This window comes from Cellulosimicrobium sp. RS (assembly GCF_046159675.1).
GTDB lineage: Bacteria > Actinomycetota > Actinomycetes > Actinomycetales > Cellulomonadaceae > Cellulosimicrobium > Cellulosimicrobium funkei.
The window spans coordinates 68,887-89,418 of record NZ_JBJXVU010000001.1; the positions used below are offsets into that span (position 1 = coordinate 68,887).

Genomic DNA, 20,532 nt, shown 5'->3' on the forward strand with positions numbered 1-20,532 from the left:
CGCCGGGCACCGCGGGGCGTCAGCCCGTCGTCGGGCACGGGCGCGCGCCCGGTCCTCCCGTGGCACGACGACCGAGCCCGAGGAGCCTGCCGTGACGCTGCCGTCGGCCGCTCGCCCGCCCCTGGCCCGACCGCGACGTGCGGCGCGGCGTGCCGGTCAGGACGCCGCGCGGTGCCGGGTCGAGAGCGCGGCGCGCAGGCCGGCGTCGTCCGACCCGGCGGCCGTGAGCGCGCCGGTGAGCGCCCGGTGCGCCGTCGAGCCCGTGCTGCGCGCGACGGCCGCGAGGACGTGGCCCGAGTCGATCACGCGCGAAGCGTCGTGCACGGCCTCGCGGAGCGAGAGCTCGAGCACCTTCTTCGCCTCGGGGGTGAACGGGATGTGCGCGCGGCCTCGGCGGCGCCCGCGGCCCCGCGCGTCGTCCGCTGCCCGGTCGAGCGCGCCGGGGCCGAACGCGGCGTCCGTGCGGGCCCGGACCTGGTCCAGGTCGATCCCGAGCGCCGCGAGCGCGGGGCCGTCGAGCGGGTCGAGCCCGCCGGCGGCGTCGACCTCGCGCTCGAGGTCGGCCGGACTCACGCCGACCGCACCGAGCGCGGCCGCCCCGGCGCCGCCCTCCTGCCGGGCGAGCGACAGGAGCAGGTGCACCCCGTCGATGGTGTCGTCGCCGCGCTCCCGCGCGACCTCCTGGGCGCCGACCACGGTCTCCCGGGCGTCGGCGGCGAAGCGTTCGAACATGTCACGACCTCCTCGTGGTGCGGGACGCGCCGTACTTCTTGTGCACGGCCTGACGCGTGACGCCGAGCCGGTCGGCGATCTCCTGCCAGGACCAGCCGAGCGCCCGGGCGTGCTCGACCTGGAGCGCCTCGAGGCGCTCGGCCAGCACGCGCAGCGACCGCACGGCCCGCAGCCCGACGTCCGGGTCGGTGCTGCTCGCGGCGTCCATGTCGACGGGTTCCATGTGTGTCAATCTAGGTTGACGCTCGCCGTGATGTCAACAGTGGTTGACGCCCGCCGTACGGGGTGACGAAGGGAACACCGGTCCGCGAGCCGCCGCAGCGGCCCCGGATAGGCGCGCCCCGGAGCGGGGGCTACCCTGTACGGGGATGTCTTGATGTCGAGACATCGGTCATGCCGCACACGGCGCATCAGACGGAAGGACGCAGCAGGGTGGACCTGTTCGAATACCAGGCGCGTGACATCTTCGAGAAGCACGGCGTGCCCGTGCTGGGCGGGGTCGTCGCGACGACGCCCGAGGAGGCCCGCGCGGGAGCCGAGAAGCTCGGCGGGGGCACCGTGGTCGTCAAGGCCCAGGTGAAGACCGGCGGCCGCGGCAAGGCCGGCGGCGTGAAGCTCGCCCACTCGCCCGAGGAGGCCGCCGAGAAGGCGTCCGAGATCCTCGGCATGGACATCAAGGGCCACACCGTCCACCGCGTGATGGTGGCGCAGGGTGCCAAGATCGCCGAGGAGTTCTACTTCTCGGTGCTGCTGGACCGCTCGAACCGCAACTACCTCGCCATGTGCTCCGTCGAGGGCGGCATGGAGATCGAGCAGCTCGCCGTCGAGCGCCCCGAGGCGCTCGCCAAGGTCGCCGTCGACCCGATCGTGGGCATCGACGAGGCGAAGGCGCGCGAGATCGTCGACGCCGCAGGCTTCGCCGAGGAGCTCAAGGCGCCGGTCGCCGACGTCATCCGCTCGCTGTGGACCGTGTTCACGGCCGAGGACGCGACGCTCGTCGAGGTGAACCCGCTCGTCCGCACGGAGGACGGCTCGATCATCGCGCTCGACGGCAAGGTCACGCTGGACGACAACGCGTCGGAGGTCCGTCACCCGGACCACGAGGCGCTGGAGGACAAGGAGTCGACCGATCCGCTCGAGGCCAAGGCCAAGGAGAACGGCCTCAACTACGTCAAGCTCGACGGCGAGGTCGGCATCATCGGCAACGGTGCCGGGCTCGTCATGAGCACGCTCGACGTCGTCGCGTACGCGGGCGAGGAGCACGGCGGCGTCAAGCCGGCCAACTTCCTCGACATCGGCGGCGGCGCGAACGCGCAGGTCATGGCGAACGGTCTCGACGTGATCCTCAACGACCCGCAGGTCAAGTCGGTCTTCGTCAACGTCTTCGGTGGCATCACCGCGTGCGACGAGGTCGCGAAGGGCATCGTGGGCGCGCTCGAGATCCTCGGCGACGAGGCGACCAAGCCGCTCGTCGTGCGCCTCGACGGCAACAACGTGGAGCTCGGCCGCGCGATCCTGCGCGAGGCGAACCACCCGCTCGTGACCCTCGCCGAGACCATGGACGGCGGTGCCGCCAAGGCGGCCGAGCTGGCCAACGCCTGATCGCCCGTAGACGCGGAAAGCTGAGACAGAGAACACCATGTCGATCTACCTGAACTCCGACTCCAAGATCATCGTCCAGGGCATCACCGGCGGGATGGGTGCCAAGCACACCGCCCTCATGCTCGACTCGGGCGCGCAGATCGTCGGCGGCGTCAACGCCCGCAAGGCCGGCACGACCGTCACGCACAAGGACCACGAGGGCAACGACGTCACGCTGCCGGTGTTCGGCACCGTCGCCGAGGCGATGGCCGAGACGGGCGCGAACGTGTCCGTCCTGTTCGTCCCGCCGGCGTTCACCAAGGACGCCGCGATCGAGGCGATCGACGCCGAGATGCCGCTCATCGTCGTCATCACCGAGGGCGTGCCCGTCCAGGACACGGCCGAGGTCTGGGCCTACCTGCAGGGCAAGGGCACGCGCATGATCGGCCCGAACTGCCCCGGCATCATCACGCCGGGCGAGTCGCTCGCCGGCATCACCCCGCACACCATCACGGGCAAGGGCCCGGTCGGTCTCGTGTCGAAGTCGGGCACGCTGACCTACCAGATGATGTACGAGCTCAAGGACCTCGGCTTCTCGACCGCCATCGGCATCGGCGGCGACCCGATCGTCGGCACCACGCACATCGACGCGCTCGAGGCGTTCGAGAACGACCCCGAGACCAAGGCGATCGTCATGATCGGCGAGATCGGCGGCGACGCCGAGGAGCGCGCCGCGGCGTACATCAAGGAGCACGTCACGAAGCCGGTCGTCGGCTACGTCGCGGGCTTCACGGCTCCCGAGGGGAAGACGATGGGCCACGCCGGCGCCATCGTCTCGGGCTCCGCGGGCACCGCCCAGGCGAAGAAGGAGGCCCTGGAGGCCGTCGGCGTCAAGGTCGGCAAGACGCCGTCCGAGACCGCTGCGCTCCTGCGCGAGGTCCTCGCCTGACCCCTGGCTCCGTCGGGCCGCACGGCCCGCTGCCACGCCGTACGACGCCCCGAGACCGGTCCGCCGGTCGCGGGGCGTCGTCGTCCCCGGAGCCGGGGGCGCCGGTAGTCTGGCGCGCCGGGGCGAATGCCCCGAACCGACCTCTCGATCGACGACGATGGGCACCATGAGCACCACCAGCACGACTCGCGGTGCGCGCACGCGCACCGTGGAAGGTAGCCCGGCACCCGCACCCGTCGGGGTGCGTCGTGCACCGTCCGGAGTGCTCGCCGCGCTCCAGGCGCTCACCCTGTCGCTCGCCGTCGTCGTGCTCCCTGGCGTCGTCGCCTTCCTGGCGTCCTCGACCGGGGCGTCCGAGGGGACGGGCTGGGGGCAGTCGGTCACCGTCGCGGCGGGCTTCTGGCTCCTCGGCCACGGCGTCCCGCTCGTCGCGAGCGGCACGACGGTCACGCTCGTCCCGCTCGGTCTCACCGCCCTCGCGCTCTTCTGCTGCTTCGCGTCGGCACGCCGCTCGGCGCACACCGCGGTCTCCGCCTGGGTGGCCGGCACCGTCACGTACGCGCTCGCGACGCTCGGCGTCGCCCTGCTCGCCGGCTCGACGCCGCCCTGGGGGCTCGGGGTCGCCGTCGTCGGGGGAGCCGTCGTCGGGGGTCTCGGGCTCGGCGGCGGGATCCTCGCGCGCCCGGACGCGCCGTTCGTCGCCGACCTCGCCCGGCGCCTCGACCGGGTCGTGCCGCCGACGGTGCGGCTCGGACTGCGGGGTGGTCTGCTCGGCACGAGCCTGCTCGCCGGGGCCTCCGCGGTGGTGGTCGGTGCGTGGCTCGTCGCGGGCCGCGCGACGTCGGGCGACATCGTCGCCGGGCTCGTGCCCGGGACCGTTGGGGGGATCGTCCTCGCACTCGGTCAGCTCGCCGTGCTGCCCAACCTCGTGGCGTGGGCCGGGGCGTGGCTCGTCGGCCCCGGGTTCGCCGTGGGCGAGGGGAGCACGTTCGCGCCCGGCGGGTCGGAGCCGGGCGCGCTGCCCGCGATCCCGCTCCTCGGCGCGCTGCCCGGCGACGACTGGACCAACGCCCTCACGCCGTGGGTGCCGGCCGCCGTCGTCGCGCTCGGCGTCGTCGCGGGCGTGTTCGTCTGGCGGCGCCTGCGCGACGTGACGGGCAGCCACCCGGACGACGCCGTCCCCTGGTCCGCCGTCGTCCTCGCGCTCGCCGGCGTCGCGCTCGCGTCCGGCCTGCTCGTCGGGCTCGTGAGCTGGCTCGCCGGGGGAGCGGTGGGCCCCGGCCGGCTCGAGGTCGTGGGCGCGGACGCGCTCCTCGTCGGTGCGCTCGCCGCGGCCGAGATCGGCGGCGGCGCCGCGCTCGCCCTCCTGTGGTCCCGGCTCGAGGTCCTGGGCCGGCGTCACCGCGACGCCGGCTGACCCGCGGAGGCGACACGGCGGGTCGGCCGGGGCCGGGTCCTGCCGGGTGTCGTCGTCCGCGGCGGTCAGCCCGCGGGCGGGGTGCGCGGCGGGGTCGCGTCGAGGCCGACGACGGACGCCGGGACCGCGCACCCGGGAGACGCGGCGAGGTCCATCCTCGTCACCGCCGACCAGCCGTCCTCGGTGAGCGGGAGCTCGAACGGGGCGTCCTCGCCGGCCGCGGTGCTCGCCGCCCAGGCCTCGAGCCCGTCTGCGAGGGCGGACCAGTCCTCGGCCCAGGACCGTGCCGGCCGGTCGGCGTCGAGGACGTCCGCGGGCAGCGCGCCGACGGCGGCGGCGAGCGCACGGGCACCCTGGGCGACGTCGAGCGCGGCGGCGGCGCGTCCCTCGGGAGACGTCGCTGCGGCGAGCATCACGCCGGCCTCCTGGACGCGCGCACAGGGATCCGCCGCCACGGTCAGGACCCGGTCGTCCTCGACGAGCTCGGGCGCGTCGTGCGCCGCGAGCGGCACGACCACCGCGACGACGCCCGCCACCAGGGCGGCCGCGACGGGGACGGCGAGCCACCACCAGCGCGACCCCGCGCGACGCAGCCCTTCCCGCGGCACGGGCGGGAGCGGCGGGGGAGCCTCGGGCGGCGTCGTCGGCGCGGTCACGCGCTCACCCTAGGGGCGCGACGTCACGAACCCGTGACGGAGCCTCGACGCGTCAGGAGGACGCGGGGGCGGGGGTCGGGAACCAGCGGGCGAACTTCTCCTCGAGCGCGTGGGTGCGCTCGACGTCGCAGCGCTTCTCGGCCGAGACGGTGATCGCGCCGTCGAGGCACTGCTGGTGCGCGAGCGCGACGTCCCACGTGACGAGCGTCGAGACCATCTGGAGCGCGAGCATGGCCGAGAGCCCGACGCCGATCCCGAGGGCCGGGACGAGCGCGCCGCGCACGCGGGCCCGCCAGACGGCCAGCAGCGCCCGGATGCCCACGACGATCGCGCCGAGCGCGAGCGCGAGGCTCACGGCCTGCCACGGGAACGGCATGGTGCTCACGACGATGACGGCGAGCAGGAGCAGGCCGAAGTGCAGGGTGCGTCGCGTCGCCTGCCGGGCGAGCTCCGGGTCGGGCTCCGCGGGCTCGGGCGGCGCGGGGCGCCGGTGACCCGGCCCGGCCTGCTGGTCCGGGCGCGCGGGGGCCGGGGGGATCGGCGCGGGGGCGGGGCCCGGTGCGGGCGCCGGCGCGTCCGGACGCGCTCCGTCCTCCGGCTGCGCGGGCTCGGGTCGAGGCTGCTGCGGCGCGTCGGGACGGGGCGGTGCGTACGGGTTGCCCACGGGCAGCTCCTCGGTCGGTCGGGCGGCTCGCGGTACATTCTCCCATCGGAGGCTGCGTGCCCCGACGGGTGTCCCACCGGCCCGCCGCCGCGGTCGCGCTCCGTGACCCGCGACCCCTCGAAACCCCGCAGGAGCACCGTGCAGACGCCGTCCGGCCACCCCGTCGAGTCCACCTCCGCCGCCCGCGTCGTCGTGCTGGTGTCGGGGGCGGGCAGCAACCTCGCGGCGCTCCTCGCCGCGCACGACGACGTCGCGTACGGTGCGCGCGTCGTGGGCGTCGTCTCCGACAAGGCGGACGCCGGCGGGCTGGACCTCGCCCGCGAGGCGGGCGTCGCCGCCGTCGTCGTGGCCCCCGGCGACTTCGCGGACCGGGCCGCGTGGAACGAGGCCGTCGCTCAGGCGGTCGACGTGTTCCGGCCCGACCTCGTGGTCCTCGCCGGGTTCATGCGCATCCTCGGTCCCGCGTTCGTGGGCCGCTTCGCGGGCCGCACGCTCAACACCCACCCCGCGCTCCTGCCGTCCTTCCCCGGCGCGCACGGCGTGCGCGACGCGCTCGCCTACGGCGTCCGCGTCACGGGCTGCACGGTCCACGTGGTCGACGACGGCGTCGACACCGGCCCGATCGTCGCCCAGGTCGCGGTGCCGGTCGAGGACGGCGACGACGAGTCGTCGCTGCACGAGCGCATCAAGGTGGCCGAGCGGGCGCTGCTCGTCGAGACCGTGGGGCGCGTCGCGCGCGAGGGCTTGCGCGTCGACGGCCGCCGGGTCGTGCTGGGCTAGTCGGCGGGCGCTTCGGTTCGTCGGCCGGAGGCGTCCTCTCCCGGCGGGGGCGCGGGGTCGTCGTCGTCCGCCGGGGGCAGGTCGCGCGGGGCGAGCACCGCGAGGACCTGGTAGGTCTCGCGGCGCGCCTCGGGGTCCGCGCGTCCCTCGTCGAGCGCGCGCGTGTTCCAGCGCTCGACGAGCTCCTGGAGCTCGCGCGACATCGTCGCCGCCTGCTCGGGGCTGAGCACGAGCGTGCTCAGCGCGAGGATCCGGTCCGCGCGCGCGCCCATCGCGCTCCCGCGGCGGAACGTCTCCTCGGCCCAGGCGAGCGCCGGGCGGACGACGTGGCGCACCGCGTCCGGCGTCCCGGGCTCCACCGCGTAGCTCTCCGCGACGTTCTTCCAGACGCGGTCTCGGCGGTCCCGGGCGTGCTCGGGCGCCTCGACGATCATGCCCGCCCGGGCGAGGACGCGGAGGTGGAAGCTCACGGAGTTGGCCGGCTCTCCGGTGGCCCGGGCGAGGTCCGCCGCGCGCGCGTGCCCGAGGACGGCGAGCTCCATGAGGATCCGCTGGCGCAGCGGGTGCGCGATCGCGCGCAGCGCCGCGGGGTCCTGGACGTGGAAGGTCTCGAGCACAGGCCGAGGCTAGCAACGCCCGAGTGGTCCGCACGGGGGAGTGCTCACCACAAAGTGCGCAATGACTATTGCGCAACTGTCGTTGCGCACGTAAGTTCTCAGCCATGTCGAAACCACCGCCCGCGCCCCCGGGGCCCCGCACCGCTCCGTCGTCCGCCCCCGGTGCCGCGGTCGGCCTCGCGCCGGACGCGCCGCCGTCGCTCCTGCGCAACCGCTCGTACCTGCTGCTCATGACCGGGTTGACCGCGGAGTCGCTCGGCGCCGGGGTGGCGCTCTTCGCGGTGCCGCTCGTGGCGTACGGGCTCACCGGCTCCGTCGTGCAGGCGGGGGTGGTGGCCGCCGTCGGGCAGGTCGGGGCGCTCCTGGCGACGCTGCCCGCGGGCGTCGTCGCCGACCGCATGGACCGCCGGCGCCTCGTCGTGGCCGCGGCGACCGTCGGGGCGCTGCTCTGGACGACCGTCGCGGTGGCCGCCGGCACCGGCTCGCTCTCCGCGTGGCACCTCGCCGCCGTCCTGTTCGGGGCCTCCGTCGTCGGCGCGCTCGTGGACCCGGCGACGAGCGGCGCGTTCCGCTCGGTGGTCCCGGTGCCGCAGCTCCCGACGGCGCTCGCGGCCGCCCAGGGCCGGGACGCCGTGGCGAGCCTGCTCGCCGGCCCGCTCGGCGGGGCGCTCTACGCCGTCGCGCACGCCGTGCCGCTCGCCGGGGCCGCGATCGGGCACGCGGCGACCGCGGTGTGCACGTGGCTCGTGCGCGAGCCGCTCAACGGCGACGTCGCGGCCGCGCGCGCCACCCGACCCGTCGCGGCGCTGCGCGAGGGGCTGCGCTTCGTGTGGTCCGTGCCGCTGTTCTGCGCGCTGCTCGGCCTGTTCGTCGTCATCAACGTCGCGTTCGGCAGCCTCATGGTCGGCATCAACCTCGAGCTGGTGCGCACGGGCACCGCGCCGCTCCTCATCGGCCTGGTCGACCTCGCGGTCGGCGTGGGCGTGCTCGTCGGCGCGGTGCTCGCGCCCCGGCTCGTCGCCCGGGTCCGCGCGGGGGCGCTCGTCGTCGCGGCGCTCGGCGTGCTCGCCGCGGGGTCCGTCGTCATGGCCGTGCTGGAGTCGTACGCGGCCTACCTGGCGGTGCTGCCGTTCGCCCTCCTGCTCGTCCCGGCCGTGAACGCGGGCCTGTCGGGGTACGCCGCGGCCGTCACCCCGCCGCAGCTCCAGGGCCGGCTCGCGTCCGTGCTCGGGCTCACCGGCCTCGCGGCGGGCCCGCTCGTCCCGCTCGTCGGGAGCGGGCTCCTCGACCGGTTCGGGCTCGGGACCGCGCTCGCGGTGCTCGCGGGGCTCCTCGTCGTCACGGTCGCGGTCCTCAGCTCGGTCCGCCCGCTCTGGCGGGTCGGCACGCCCGACACCTGGGCCGACGACGCGGCCGCCCTCGCGGCGTCGGGGGTCGTGCCGGGCGCGGTACCGGGTGCCGGCCCGACCGAGCCGGGGGCGCCGCCGTCGGGCCGCTAGACTGGACGACGGCCGCGACTGGCGAGGGTGGGAACGACCACCGGGGAGCGGCCGGATCTACCTGCTGGAGCGTCGACCGCCTGGGCGCCTGGGTTCTGCCACTCGCGTCGGCTCCGTCGGCGCGGCGACCGCGACCCAGAGGAGCCCCTCGTCATGTCCCACCCGGCCCCGCACGTGCCCTCCGCCCCCGACGTCCAGCTCACCGACGACTCGCGGCGCCCCGTGCGCCGCGCGCTCCTGAGCGTCTACGACAAGTCGGGCCTCGTCGAGCTCGCCACGGCGCTGCACGCCGCAGGCGTCGAGCTCGTCTCCACCGGCTCGACGGCGTCGACCGTCGCGGCCGCGGGCGTCCCGGTGACGAAGGTCGAGGACCTCACCGGGTTCCCCGAGTGCCTCGAGGGCCGCGTCAAGACGCTCCACCCGCGCGTGCACGCCGGCATCCTCGCGGACTCGCGCAAGGCCGACCACCTCGCGCAGCTCGACGAGCTCGGCATCGCGCCGTTCGAGCTCGTCGTCGTCAACCTCTACCCGTTCGCCGCGACCGTGGCGTCGGGCGCGGGGCCGGACGAGGTCGTCGAGCAGATCGACATCGGCGGCCCGTCGATGGTCCGCGCGGCGGCGAAGAACCACCCGAGCGTCGCGGTCGTCGTGGACCCGGCCCGGTACGACGACGTCGTCGCGGCCGTGCAGGCGGGCGGCTTCACCTACGCGCAGCGCAAGGCGCTCGCCGCCGCGGCGTTCGTGCACACCGCGACGTACGACGTCGCCGTCGCGTCCTGGATGGGCAACGTCGTCGCGCCGACGGACGCGGTCCCGGTCGAGGGCGGCGCCGAGGGCGAGACGGTGAGCACGGGCTTCCCGGCGTGGATCGGCGCCACGTGGGACCGCGCCGACGTGCTGCGGTACGGGGAGAACCCGCACCAGCGCGCCGCCCTCTACACGGTCGGCCACGGCGCGACGGGGCTCGCCCAGGCGACGCAGCTCCACGGCAAGGCGATGAGCTACAACAACTACGTCGACGCCGACGCCGCGTGGCGTGCCGCGCACGACCACGCCGAGCCGGCCGTCGCGATCATCAAGCACGCGAACCCGTGCGGCATCGCGGTCGGGACGGACGTCGCCGAGGCGCACGCGCGCGCCCACGCGACCGACCCCGTGTCGGCCTACGGCGGCGTCATCGCCGCGAACCGCGTCGTGACGAAGGCGGCCGCCGAGCAGATCGCGCCCGTCTTCACCGAGGTGGTCGTCGCGCCCGGGTTCGAGCCGGACGCGCTCGAGGTGCTCCGGGCGAAGAAGAACCTGCGTCTCCTCGTCGTCGACGCCCCGCCGACGACGACCGTCGAGACCCGCCCGGTCAGCGGCGGGCTGCTCGTGCAGAGCACGGACCGGGTCGACGCCGTCGTGACCGACGCCGAGGGGAACGTCACCGGCGGTGACGCGCCCGAGCACTGGACGCTCGTCACGGGCGAGGCCGCCGACGACGCGACGCTCGCCGACCTCGCGTTCGCGTGGCGCGCGATCCGCGCGGCGAAGTCGAACGCGATCCTCCTCGCGCGCGACGGGGCCGCCGTCGGGGTCGGGATGGGGCAGGTCAACCGCGTCGACTCGTGCCGCCTCGCGGTCGAGCGTGCCAACACGCTCGCGGACGGCGAGGAGCGGGCCCGCGGCGCCGTCGCGGCGTCCGACGCGTTCTTCCCGTTCGCGGACGGCCTGCAGATCCTGCTCGACGCGGGCGTGCGCGCCGTCGTCGCGCCGGGCGGGTCGATCCGCGACGCCGAGGTGATCGAGGCCGCCCGCGCCGCGGGCGTGACGATGTACTTCACGGGGACGCGTCACTTCGCGCACTGACCCGGCTGCTCGACGGCCCGCCGGTCCGCGGACCGGCGGGCCGTCGAGCTCGGGGTCGCGGGGGTCGGGCGCGGGCGTCAGGCGAGGGCGTCGCGCAGGCGCCCGGCCGGGTCGAGCGCGACGTCGAGGTCGACGCGCAGGCGGCCCGTCCGGTTCATCGCCTTGCGCACGGGGCCGACGTCGCGCGGCGAGTCGACCAGGAGCACGGCCCGGACGTCGGTGACCCGGGCGGCCGGGTCGGCGGCGGGACTGCCGGGTCCGGAGCGCGCCGCGGGCGCGAGGTAGAACGCGGCCCAGCCCTCGTGGCCGGTGGCGCCGCCCGCGGGGTCGCCGCGCAGCACGACCTCGTCGCCCTCGGCGGGCACCCCGAACAGCGCGAGGTCGTGCCCGAGCTGCTGGGAGAACACGTACGGCGCGTGCGCGGCCCGCTCGCCGTCGTCGCCGAGCAGCGCCGCGACGGTCGCGTCCGGGTCGTGGAGCGCCGCCGACCAGTGCCCGCCCGGGACGGGACCGAGCACGGGGTGGTCGCGGTTCGCGCAGTCGCCGACCGCCCAGAGGCCGGGCAGCCCCGGCACGGCGCCGTCCACGTCCACGGGGACGCCGCCGCGCGCGTCGCGGGGCACGACGCCGTCGAGCCAGTCGGTGGCGGGCCGGGCGCCCACGGCGGCGAGCACGACGTCTGCCGGCAGCTCGCGGCCGTCGGCGAGCCGGACGCCGTCGGGCCGGACCTCCGCGACGGTGGCGCCGGTGACGAGCTCGGCACCCGCGGCCGCGTACCAGGGCGCGAGGTGCGCCCCGACGTCCGGGCCGAGCTGGCGGTGCAGCGGCGCGCCCGCGGCCTCGACGACGGTGACGTGCGCACCGGCGCCCGCCGCGACCCCGGCGAGCTCCGCGCCGATCCACCCGGCCCCGACGAGGACGAGACGCAGGCCCGGCCGGAGCGCCGCGCGCAGGGCGTCGGCGTCGGCCGCGGTGTGGAGCACGCGCGCGTGCTCCCAGCCGCGCGGCCGCACGGGCACGGAGCCGACCGCGAGCACGACGGCGTCGGCGACGAGGCGGTCGCCCGACCTCGTCTCGACGGACCAGCCCGGAGGGTCGGCGGCCCCGGTCCGCTCGAGGCGCACGGCCGGGTCGGCGAGGCGGACGTCGTCGGCGAGCGCGGCGACGTCCACCCCGAGGTCGTCGGCGAGCCACGCGGGGGAGGGCCGGCTGAGGAGCTCCTTCGACAGGGGCGGGCGGTCGTACGGCGGCAGGCCCTCCGCGCCGAGCAGCGTGACGCGCCCGGTGTAGCCGCGGCGGCGGAGCGCGGCGAGGGTCTGGGCGCCCGCGAGCCCGGCGCCGACGACGACCACGGACGACGGCGGCCCGCCGTCGTGGCGCGTGGGCGCCGGGCCGGTCGCGGGGTCGGCCGCAGGGCCGGTCGCGGGGTCGGTCGAGGTGGCGGGGGGAGCGGACGGGACCGGCGGCACGACGGACGGCATGCACGTCACGCTAGGGCACGACGGTAGGCTTCCGGGCGTGGAAGGTGCAGCAGCGTGAGCGACGTCACCGCGGACGGGGGGACGCGGCACCGGCCACGCGCGACGCTCGTGCCGGTGTGGCACCACGTGGACGACGAGACCGGCGACGGGACGGCTCCCGAGGGTGCTCCGGTGCCCGACGACGCGACCCCGCCCCCGGTGCCCGAGCCGCCCGCGAGCCTCGCGCCGTCCCGCCAGCCCGCGATGTGGCTGGTCCTCGCGGGTGTCGCCGTCGCCACGGTCGTGGCCGTCCTCGCCGGTGCGCGGGCGGGCTGCTTCGCGCTCTCCGGGCTGCTCGCCGTCGCGGGCGTGTGCCGCGCGGCGATCCCGGGCCCCGGTCCGGTCGGCATCACCGTCCGGTCGCGCGGGCTCGACGTCTTCTTCTTCCTCGCCCCCGCCGCGGTCATGGCGTTCCTCGCGCTGAGCCTGGACCAGGGCGAGCTCTGACGTCCCCGCGCGGAGCGCGGCCGACGTGCGACCCGCGCGACGAGCGCCCCGCACGCCGGGAGACCCGCACGACGAGACCCGCACGACGACGGGCCCGGACCGCGTGCGCGGTCCGGGCCCGTCGGGCGTGCGAGCAGGGTCAGACCCGCGGGGCCGTGCCCTCACCGGGGGCCTGGGCGTCGGGGTCGTCCGTCTCGACGACCTCCTCGACCGCGACCACGTCACCGTTCTCGTCCGTGACGACGACGGCCTCCTCGACGACGGTGCCCGTACCGGCGCCGACGACGGCCGCGCCCGCACCAGCGGCGGCGCCACCGGCGACCTCGGCCTCGGTCAGCGTGACGACGTGGTCCTCACCGAGCAGGTCGTCCTGCTTCGGGGCGAACGCGAACGCCCGGTAGAAGAGGCCCGCGATCGCGGCGCCGAGGAGCGGCGCGACCCAGAAGACCCACTGCTGCTTCCACAGGTCCCCGTCGCCCGCGAAGACGGCCGACGCCATGGAGCGGGCCGGGTTGAGCGACGCGTTCGTGACGGGCACCGCGACGAGGATCAGGGCGGTGAGGGTGAGGCCGATGACGACCGGCGCGTACTGCACGGTCGCGCGCTTGTCGGTCACGCCGAGGATCACGCCGACGAACACCGCGGTCGCGATGGTCTCGATGAGCAGCGCGGCGAGCAGCCCGAACTCGGTGCCGCCCTGCGACGCCGTGGAGAGGGACGAGAAGTCGCCGTAGCCGTTCGCGGTCGAGACGAACAGGCCGCCGCGGTCCTCCTGCCCGACGAGCGCGGGCAGCGAGTTCGGGACGGTGGCGAGCAGGACGAGGCCCGCGAGGAGCGCGCCGACGAGCTGCGCGACCCAGTAGGGCAGCACGTCGCGCCACGCGGTGCGACCGCCGATGGCGGCGCCGAGCGTGACCGCCGGGTTGAAGTGGCCGCCGGAGACGTTGCCGACGGCGGCGGCGCCGGCGAGCAGCGCGAGGCCGCCCGCGAGAGCGACCGCGAGGGCGTTCTGCTGGCTGACGAAGGTGTACAGCGCCACACCGATGATCGCGAGGACGAGGAAGAACGTGCCGAAGACCTCGGCGCCGAGGCGCGCGAGGAGGCTGGGCTGGACGACAGCGACGGCCTCGGTCTGCGCGGGGCGCGCGTCGTCGACGTAGCCCTCCGGTGCGCCGGGAGCGGTGGTGTCCTGGGACATGATGATCCTGTCTGGTTCGGTGGGAACTTCGGGCAGTCCCGGCCCGGTGTGCCACGGTGCGGCACCGGCGGGCCGTCGGGACGACGGCACGATGCCTGACCGAGTGCCCGGCCATTCCGGCATCTGGGGGCATCTTGCCACCACCACCCGGGAGATGCGTGGAAATCTGCGGTGCCGCACCTGAGAACGGACACCGGGTCTCACGATCCGAACGGTCCCCCGGGCGTCGCCAAAGTATCTTGACGTCGAGAAGTCGAGTACCCTGGACCGCGGTCAGCAACGCCCTCGTGTGCGACGGACCGGGCCCACGGGCCGCACGGTCGCCGTCCGACACCCGGGGGCTCCAGTCCCCGACAGTTGGAGCGATCTGCGCATGGGCAAGATCAAGGTCGTCAACCCGGTCGTCGAGCTCGACGGCGACGAGATGACGCGCATCATCTGGCAGTTCATCAAGGACCGCCTCATCCACCCGTACCTCGACGTGGACCTCAAGTACTACGACCTGTCGATCCAGAACCGCGACGCGACCGACGACCAGGTCACGATCGACGCCGCGCACGCGATCAAGCAGTACAACGTCGGCGTCAAGTGCGCGACGATCACGCCCGACGAGGCGCGCGTCGAGGAGTTCGGCCTGAAGAAGATGTGGGTCTCGCCGAACGGCACGATCCGCAACATCCTCGGTGGCGTCGTCTTCCGCGAGCCGATCATCATCTCCAACATCCCGCGCCTCGTGCCGGGCTGGAACAAGCCGATCATCATCGGCCGTCACGCCCACGGCGACCAGTACAAGTCGACGAACTTCAAGGTCCCCGGCCCGGGCAAGATCACGATGACGTTCGAGCCGGCCGACGGCTCCGAGGCGCAGAAGTTCGAGGTCGTGACCATGCCCGAGGAGGGCGGCGTCGCGATGGGCATGTACAACTTCAACGAGTCGATCCGCGACTTCGCGCGCGCCTCGTTCGCGTACGGCCTCCAGCGCGAGTACCCCGTGTACCTCTCGACGAAGAACACGATCCTCAAGGCCTACGACGGCGCCTTCAAGGACATCTTCCAGGAGGTGTTCGACGCCGAGTTCGCCGAGGCGTTCGCCGCCAAGGGCCTCACCTACGAGCACCGCCTCATCGACGACATGGTCGCCTCGGCCATGAAGTGGGAGGGCGGCTACGTCTGGGCCTGCAAGAACTACGACGGCGACGTCCAGTCCGACACCGTCGCGCAGGGCTTCGGCTCGCTCGGCCTCATGACGTCGGTCCTCATGACCCCGGACGGCCAGACCGTCGAGGCCGAGGCCGCGCACGGCACGGTGACGCGCCACTACCGCCAGCACCAGCAGGGCAAGCCGACGTCGACGAACCCGATCGCGTCGATCTTCGCCTGGACGCGCGGCCTCATGCACCGCGGCAAGCTCGACGGCACGCCCGAGGTCACCGAGTTCGCGCAGACGCTCGAGGACGTCGTCATCAAGACGGTCGAGTCCGGCAAGATGACGAAGGACCTCGCGCTCCTCATCGGCCCGGACCAGGAGTGGCTGACCACGGAGGAGTTCCTCGCCGCGCTGGACGAGAACCTCAAGGCGCGCCTGGGCTGACCCGGCCCGCACCGCACGCCCGACGGCGGCGTCCCCTGCGCAGGGGGCGCCGCCGTCGTCGTGCCGGGGCCTGTGGGAGCGAGAGGGGCACCGGCGGGCGCGCCGCCCCGCGCGTCCGGGCGGGTCGCGTTGTGGGAGAGTGAGCGCATGACTTCCCCCGTGAACGTGACGGTGACCGGCGCGGCCGGTCAGATCGGTTACGCGCTGCTGTTCCGCATCGCGTCGGGCCAGATGCTCGGCCCCGACACCCCCGTGCGCCTGCGCCTCCTCGAGATCCCGCAGGGCGTGAAGGCCGCCGAGGGCACGGCCATGGAGCTGGACGACTGCGCGTTCCCGCTGCTCGCCGGCATCGACATCTTCGACGACCCGACGCCCGCGTTCGAGGGCACGAACGTCGCGCTCCTCGTGGGCGCCCGCCCGCGCGGCCCGGGCATGGAGCGCGGCGACCTGCTCGAGGCGAACGGCGGCATCTTCAAGCCGCAGGGCCAGGCGATCAACGCGGGCGCGGCGGACGACGTCCGCGTCCTCGTCGTCGGCAACCCCGCGAACACGAACGCGCTCATCGCGGCGTCGAACGCGCCCGACGTCCCGAAGGACCGGTTCACCGCGATGACGCGCCTGGACCACAACCGCGCGCTCACGCAGGTCGCGAAGCGTGCGGGCGTCCCGGTGTCCGAGGTGCGCAAGATGACCATCTGGGGCAACCACTCGGCCACGCAGTACCCCGACCTCTTCCACGCGGACGTCGCGGGCACGCCGGGCGCGCGGCTCGCCGAGGACCGCGAGTGGCTGGAGAGCACGTTCATCCCGACGGTCGCGAAGCGCGGCGCGGCGATCATCGACGCGCGCGGCGCGTCGTCGGCGGCGTCGGCGGCGAACGCGGCGATCGACCACGTGCACGACTGGGTCCTCGGCACGCCCGAGGGCGACTGGACGAGCGCGGGCGTCGTGTCGGACGGGTCCTACGGCGTCCCGACCGGCCTCATCTCGTCGTTCCCGGTGGTCTCGCGCGGCGGGTCGTGGGAGATCGTCCAGGGCCTGGAGCTGTCGGACTTCTCGCGCGGGCGCGTCGACGCGTCGGTCGCGGAGCTCCAGGAGGAGCGCCAGGCCGTCGAGGAGCTCGGCCTGGTCTGAGCCGTACCTGCGCGGCCCGGGTCCTTCGGGACCCGGGCCGCGCTGCGTCCGGGGCCGGGCAGGGCCGACGCGAGCCGGCCCGGCTCGGCCCCGCGCCGACCGGGCCGGGCAGGGCTGCGGGCAGCGAAAATCCCTGCGTCGGCGGGGGTGGGTCGCCGTAGGGTCGTGGGGCCATGATCGACGCCTCCCTGCCGACCGAGCAGCCCACGAACCCCCCGTCCGACCCGCACGCCGCGCCGTCGGCCGCCGCCCCGCGCTCGCCCGACCCGGCCCGGCGCCTGGACTGGCGCCGCCTGCGGGGGCCGCAGGCCGTCGTCGCGCTGCTCGCGCTCGCCGTGGGCGCGGTCGGCGCCGCGCTGGGCACCGTCATCGCCGGGTGGCTCGCCGAGGACCCGACGACGGCGACGCTCCAGCTCCTCGCCGCGTGCGTCGTCGGCGCGGCGCTGCTCGACACCGTCGGCCAGGTCGTGTGGGCGGGCGTGGTCGACCGCGCCGAGGGCCGCCTGCGCGGCGACCTCCTCACCGCGGCGCTGCACCAGCCGCTCGCCACGCTCACGGAGCAGGCGGTCGGCGAGGTGCTCGACCGCGTCGACGACGACACGCACGCCGTCGGCACGCTCGTGCGCCGTCAGCTCTGGGGCGCGGGCCGCACCGTCGTCGGCGTGCTGCCCATGTGGGTCGTCGCCGGCCTCACCTGGTGGCCGGCGTGGGTCCTCTTCCCGGTGCTGGGGGCGGTCGCGTGGTTCATCGTGCGCCCGATGCTGGGCGAGATCGCGCGCCGCAAGGTCATCGAGGAGATGGCGTGGACGGACCACGCCGCGGCGTTCGAGGAGTCCGTCGCCGCGCGGGACGACCTGCGCACGAGCCTCGGGCAGTCGTTCGCGATCCGGCGCCTCGCCGAGCGGTCCGCCCAGGTGCACCGCAAGTTCGAGGCCGTGCTCGTCGTCGAGGCGCGCATGCTCCGCCGCGCCGGTCTCGTGCTCGCCTCGCTGCTCGCGGGCGTGGCCGTGGCGGGCGCCGCGCTCGCCGCGGACGGCGACCTGGGCGTCGACCGGCTCGTCACCCTGTTCCTCGTGACCGCGCTCTTCGTCGGGCAGGTCGACAACCTGGTCCACCACCTCCCGGACATCCAGGAAGGGCTGGGCGCGCTCACGCGCATCCGGCAGATGCTCGCCGTCGAGCCCGAGCCGACGGGCGGGCGCACGCTGCCCGCCGGGCCGGTCGGGATCGAGGTGCGCGACCTGCACTTCTCCTACGCCGAGGGCACGTTCGCGCTCGACGGGGTGGACCTGCACGTGCCCGCGGGGGAGACGGTCGCGCTCGTCGGGCGCACCGGCTCGGGCAAGTCGACCCTCGCGTCGCTGCTCTCGCGCGCGGTCGAGCCGCCGCGCGGCGCCGTGCTCGTCGGCGGCGTGGACGTGCGCGACCTCGACCTCCAGGCGCTGCGCGCGGCGGTGGGCGTCGTCACGCAGCGCACCGAGATCCTCGCGGGCACGCTCGCGGAGAACGTCGCGCTGTTCGCGGACGTCCCGCGGTCCGACGTCGAGGCGGCCGTGCGCGAGCTGCGGCTCGACGACTGGGTCGCGGGCCTGCCCGACGGCCTGGACACCCTGCTCGGTCCCGGCGGGACGTCGCTCTCGGCGGGGGAGGAGCAGCTCGTCGCGTTCGCGCGCCTGCTGGTCCGCGACGTGCAGGTCGTCGTGCTCGACGAGGCGACGGCGCGCATGGACCCGCTCACGGAGGCGCGCGTCGTCGCCGCGTCGGAGCGGCTGCTCGCGGGGCGCACGGGCGTGCTCGTGGCGCACCGGCTCACGACGATCGAGCGGGCCGGGCTGCTGGCCGTCCTCGACCACGGCCGGGTCGTGCAGCAGGGCGAGCGCGCCGCGCTCGCCCACGCCCCCGGTCCCTACCGCGACCTGCTCGTCGCGAGCGTCGCGCAGGACGGCGGACCGCGCGGCGACGACGTCGACGACCTCGCGCCCGGCGACCCGGCGCCCGCCGCCGCGCCCGCTGCGGCCGCGGCCGCGCAGGACCACGCGGTCGCGCAGGACGACGCGGGCGCCGAGGGCGAGACGCCCGCGGCCCGCGCCTCCGACGCGGTCGGCGGACGCCGACGTCGCGGCGAGCCGCCGGTCCTCGACGACCCGGGCGACGGGCCGAGCCTCGCGCGCGGCGTCGCGCACGCCCTGTTCGTCCGCCCGGCGTGGGGCGTCGTGGGCGCGGTCCTGTTCCTCGTCACGAGCCTCGTCTCGGCCCAGGGCGCCGTCACCGGCTTCCTCTGGGGACAGGCGGTCCAGGACCTCGGCTCCGGCTTCCCGGCGCGTCAGCTCGTGCCGCTCGCCGTGCTGCTCGTGGTCGCGCCCCTGTGCCTCGCGTGGGCGCTGTACGTCTACCCGCGCTGGTGGGTCGAGGTGCTGCTGCGCGTGCGCATGGCGGTCATGGCGGGCCAGACCCGCCAGCACCGGCTCACGGCCACGCCGCCCGGCGAGGTCGTCGCCCGCGCCATGGACGCCGACCGGTTCGTCCGGTACGCCGACCGCTGGGTCGACTTCGTCAACGGCCTCGTCATCGCGGGCGTCACCGCGCTGCTCAGCCGGTCGTGGCTCGCCGGCGCGGTGCTCCTCGCCGTCATGGTGGTGTCCGCGGCGGCGTCGGCGCTCGGGCGGCCGATCGCCGGGCGGTCGGCGACCCGCTCGTCGGCCGCGCGCGCCCGGTTCGGCCGCGCGCTCGTCTCGGCGCTCGACTCCGCGCGGACGGTGAAGCTCGCCGCCCGCACGCCGCAGGTGCACGCGCACCTGCGCGAGGTGGACGCCGGGCGCGTGCGCGCCGCCGTCTTCGAGCACCGCGTGCAGGCCGCGCTCGACGGCGTCCCGCTCGTCATGATCCAGCTCGGCGTCGTCGCGGCGTGGGCCGGGCTGCTCACCGGGACGTGGGACCTCGCGACGGCGCTCCTCGTCGCCAACGCCGTGACCGGCTTCGGCTGGTTCGGGGTCGTCGCGGGCGCCGTCGTGACCGAGGCGCCCGGCACCCGCTCGTGGCAGCGCGCGACGAGCCGGTTCGCCGCCGGGACGGACCTCATGGACCTGCCGCCCGGCGTCGACCTGCTCACGGGCGCCGCCCCCACGCCCGACCCGGGCCCCCGGCGGCCGCTCGAGCGGATCGACCTGGACGGCGTGACCGCGCTGCACGACGACGGCACGATCGGTGTCCAGGACGTCGACCTGTCCGTCGGCCGCGGCGAGCTCGTCCTGCTGCTCGGGCAGGTCGGCGCGGGTAAGTCGAGCCTGCTCTCGGCGCTCGCGGGCCTCATGGAGCACACGGGCCGCATCCGCTGGAACGGCACGGACGTCGTCGACGCCCAGACGTTCCTGCGGCCGGGCCAGGTCGCGCACGTCGCGCAGGTGCCGCGCGTGCTGTCCGGGACGTTCGCGGACAACGTGCGGCTCGGCCACGAGCGCGACGTCCACGGGCCCGTCGCGGCCGCGCGGCTCGAGCGGGACGTCGTCGAGGCGGGCGGGCACGAGGCCCTCGTCGGGCACCGCGGCGTCCGGCTCTCGGGCGGCCAGGTCCAGCGGCTCGCCCTGGCGCGGGCGCTCGCGACCGACGCCGAGCTGCTGCTGGCCGACGACGTCTCCAGCGCGCTCGACGCGGCGACGGAGATCGAGCTGTGGGAGTCGCTGCGCGAGCGGGGGACCACGGTCGTCGGCGCGACGTCCAAGCGCGCCGCGCTCGCCCGGGCCGACCGCGTGGTCGTGCTCGACGAGGGCCGGGTCGCCGCCGTCGGGCCGTGGTCCGAGCTCGCCCCGCGCTGGGGCCATCTCGCGGGCTGACCACCGCGACCTCCCGGACCCGGGGCCGCCCCCGTCAGGACTTCCTGAGCGGGGCGACCCCGGGTTCGT

At 75.7% G+C, this 20,532-nt stretch carries 17 protein-coding genes and 1 riboswitch; of the genes, 10 read left to right on the forward strand and 7 right to left on the reverse strand.

What is annotated here, in order from left to right:
- Positions 1-156: 156 nt before the first annotated feature.
- Positions 157-732, reverse strand: coding sequence for a Clp protease N-terminal domain-containing protein (locus ACI769_RS00305; protein WP_034653342.1), 576 nt, complete (start codon positions 730-732; stop codon positions 157-159).
- 1 nt (position 733) lies between these two features.
- On the reverse strand, positions 734-955 hold the full coding sequence (locus ACI769_RS00310; protein ID WP_034653339.1) for a helix-turn-helix domain-containing protein: 222 nt from the start codon (positions 953-955) through the stop codon (positions 734-736).
- 209 nt (positions 956-1,164) lie between these two features.
- On the opposite strand from ACI769_RS00310, the gene sucC reads away from it, so the two are divergent.
- From sucC to ACI769_RS00325, 3 genes are all read left to right on the forward strand, one after another.
- On the forward strand, positions 1,165-2,334 hold the full coding sequence (sucC, locus tag ACI769_RS00315) for an ADP-forming succinate--CoA ligase subunit beta (RefSeq protein WP_021482339.1): 1,170 nt from the start codon (positions 1,165-1,167) through the stop codon (positions 2,332-2,334).
- Positions 2,335-2,371: 37 nt separating this feature from the next.
- Positions 2,372-3,262 carry a succinate--CoA ligase subunit alpha gene (gene sucD / locus ACI769_RS00320; RefSeq protein ID WP_021482340.1) on the forward strand — a complete coding sequence of 297 codons (891 nt, stop codon included), beginning with the start codon at positions 2,372-2,374 and terminating at the stop codon, positions 3,260-3,262.
- Positions 3,263-3,428: 166 nt separating this feature from the next.
- Positions 3,429-4,679: a DUF6350 family protein gene (locus ACI769_RS00325; protein ID WP_409141038.1), complete on the forward strand. Its 1,251-nt coding sequence runs from the start codon at positions 3,429-3,431 to the stop codon at positions 4,677-4,679.
- Between the two features lie 65 nt (positions 4,680-4,744).
- On the opposite strand, the gene ACI769_RS00330 is transcribed toward ACI769_RS00325, so the two are convergent.
- Together ACI769_RS00330 and ACI769_RS00335 are read right to left on the reverse strand one after the other, a co-directional pair.
- Positions 4,745-5,335 carry a hypothetical protein gene (locus ACI769_RS00330; protein WP_409141039.1) on the reverse strand — a complete coding sequence of 197 codons (591 nt, stop codon included), beginning with the start codon at positions 5,333-5,335 and terminating at the stop codon, positions 4,745-4,747.
- A gap of 52 nt (positions 5,336-5,387) precedes the next feature.
- A complete protein-coding gene (locus ACI769_RS00335; protein ID WP_061266880.1) occupies positions 5,388-5,999 on the reverse strand; it encodes a hypothetical protein in 612 nt (203 codons plus the stop codon).
- 138 nt (positions 6,000-6,137) lie between these two features.
- Between ACI769_RS00335 and purN the strand changes: the two genes are divergently transcribed.
- Complete coding sequence (gene purN, locus ACI769_RS00340) at positions 6,138-6,779, forward strand: phosphoribosylglycinamide formyltransferase (protein ID WP_043659503.1); 642 nt, start codon at positions 6,138-6,140, stop codon at positions 6,777-6,779.
- On the opposite strand, the gene ACI769_RS00345 is transcribed toward purN, so the two are convergent.
- Positions 6,776-7,396, reverse strand: coding sequence for a helix-turn-helix transcriptional regulator (locus tag ACI769_RS00345; RefSeq protein ID WP_051028587.1), 621 nt, complete (start codon positions 7,394-7,396; stop codon positions 6,776-6,778). The genes purN and ACI769_RS00345 overlap by 4 nt on opposite strands.
- Before the next feature lie 104 nt (positions 7,397-7,500).
- Here ACI769_RS00345 and ACI769_RS00350 point away from each other — a divergent pair, with 104 nt between their 5' ends.
- Both ACI769_RS00350 and purH read left to right on the forward strand, forming a co-directional pair.
- On the forward strand, positions 7,501-8,895 hold the full coding sequence (locus tag ACI769_RS00350; protein ID WP_409141040.1) for an MFS transporter: 1,395 nt from the start codon (positions 7,501-7,503) through the stop codon (positions 8,893-8,895).
- Positions 8,896-8,899: 4 nt separating this feature from the next.
- Positions 8,900-8,988: riboswitch (ZMP/ZTP riboswitch) on the forward strand.
- A 60-nt stretch (positions 8,989-9,048) separates the two neighbouring features.
- Entirely contained in the window at positions 9,049-10,743 is a 1,695-nt protein-coding gene (purH, locus tag ACI769_RS00355) for a bifunctional phosphoribosylaminoimidazolecarboxamide formyltransferase/IMP cyclohydrolase (protein ID WP_085388362.1), read from the forward strand.
- 77 nt (positions 10,744-10,820) lie between these two features.
- Here the strand turns inward: purH and ACI769_RS00360 are convergent, their stop codons facing one another.
- Positions 10,821-12,224 carry an FAD-dependent oxidoreductase gene (locus ACI769_RS00360; RefSeq protein ID WP_144722385.1) on the reverse strand — a complete coding sequence of 468 codons (1,404 nt, stop codon included), beginning with the start codon at positions 12,222-12,224 and terminating at the stop codon, positions 10,821-10,823.
- A gap of 54 nt (positions 12,225-12,278) precedes the next feature.
- Here ACI769_RS00360 and ACI769_RS00365 point away from each other — a divergent pair, with 54 nt between their 5' ends.
- The gene (locus tag ACI769_RS00365; RefSeq protein WP_061266885.1) at positions 12,279-12,710 is read left to right on the forward strand and encodes a DUF3017 domain-containing protein; all 432 of its coding nucleotides are present in this window, start codon (positions 12,279-12,281) and stop codon (positions 12,708-12,710) included.
- Positions 12,711-12,849: 139 nt separating this feature from the next.
- Here ACI769_RS00365 and ACI769_RS00370 read toward each other — a convergent pair whose 3' ends face one another.
- Positions 12,850-13,908 carry an MIP/aquaporin family protein gene (locus ACI769_RS00370; RefSeq protein WP_396050784.1) on the reverse strand — a complete coding sequence of 353 codons (1,059 nt, stop codon included), beginning with the start codon at positions 13,906-13,908 and terminating at the stop codon, positions 12,850-12,852.
- 373 nt (positions 13,909-14,281) lie between these two features.
- Between ACI769_RS00370 and ACI769_RS00375 the strand changes: the two genes are divergently transcribed.
- From ACI769_RS00375 to ACI769_RS00385, 3 genes are all read left to right on the forward strand, one after another.
- Positions 14,282-15,499 (forward strand): NADP-dependent isocitrate dehydrogenase, encoded by a 1,218-nt coding sequence (locus ACI769_RS00375; protein WP_021482263.1) that lies wholly within the window; start codon positions 14,282-14,284, stop codon positions 15,497-15,499.
- Positions 15,500-15,646: 147 nt separating this feature from the next.
- Positions 15,647-16,633 carry a malate dehydrogenase gene (locus ACI769_RS00380; protein ID WP_085388358.1) on the forward strand — a complete coding sequence of 329 codons (987 nt, stop codon included), beginning with the start codon at positions 15,647-15,649 and terminating at the stop codon, positions 16,631-16,633.
- Positions 16,634-16,806: 173 nt separating this feature from the next.
- Positions 16,807-20,463, forward strand: coding sequence for an ATP-binding cassette domain-containing protein (locus ACI769_RS00385; protein WP_409141041.1), 3,657 nt, complete (start codon positions 16,807-16,809; stop codon positions 20,461-20,463).
- Positions 20,464-20,532: the final 69 nt, after the last annotated feature.